At 41.2% G+C, this 784-nt stretch carries 1 pseudogene; it reads left to right on the top strand.

What is annotated here, in order from left to right:
- A pseudogene (locus tag IO68_RS33730) lies at positions 1-746 on the top strand (IS3 family transposase); the annotation flags it as partial.
- Positions 747-784 lie beyond the last annotated feature (38 nt).

Below are 784 nucleotides of genomic sequence, written 5' to 3'. Positions count from 1 at the left end.
ATTTGGAAGGAAAGTTCAGGTCGATATGGTGTACGTAAAGTCTGGCAAAAATTAAAACGTGAGGGTTATGTTATTGCACGTTGTACAGTTGCTCGATTGATGCAAAAGCTAGGTATACAAGGTGTTTGGCGTGGTAAGAATAAACAAACCACCCGTAACCGAGATGACCAAAAACGGGCAGATGATTTAGTGAAACGTAATTTTAATGCTGATCATCCAAACCCTTGCGAAGCAATGCTTCTCAGGTGGGTGACTTTACCTATATTCAAACTCATTCAGGCTGGGTATATACCGCATTTGTTATTGATGTGTTCTCACGAGCAATTGTTGGATGGAAAGTATCTACACGGATGAATACAGATATGGTGCTCGATGCATTGGAGCAAGCATTGCATGATCGAGGCATGCCAAAGAATGTGATTCATCATTCCGACAGGGGTGTGCAATATCTTTCGATTCGTTATACCAATCGTTTAGAAGCAGCAAATTTAAGAGCATCAGTCGGTACGACTGGTGATTCATACGATAATGCTTTGGCTGAAACAGTGAATGGCTTATACAAAACAGAGGTGATTGAATATTTAAAAGCAGATTGGCAAGGTTTAGCGGATGTACAGCTTGCGACACTAAACTGGGTAGATTGGTTCAACAAAAAGCGTGTACACAGTGCACTGGGTTATGTATCGCCTTTTGAGTTTGAAGCAATGTACTATGATAAGATTAACCCGTTAGGTCAGGTGGCCTAACTTAAATAAAAAGTCTCCGACAAACCCGGTACGGTTCA

It is taken from the genome of Acinetobacter sp. COS3, assembly GCF_000475335.1.
Lineage (GTDB): Bacteria > Pseudomonadota > Gammaproteobacteria > Pseudomonadales > Moraxellaceae > Acinetobacter > Acinetobacter venetianus.
The sequence above is the reverse complement of the archived record's forward strand: the minus strand, read 5'-3'. Positions and strand labels throughout refer to the sequence as shown.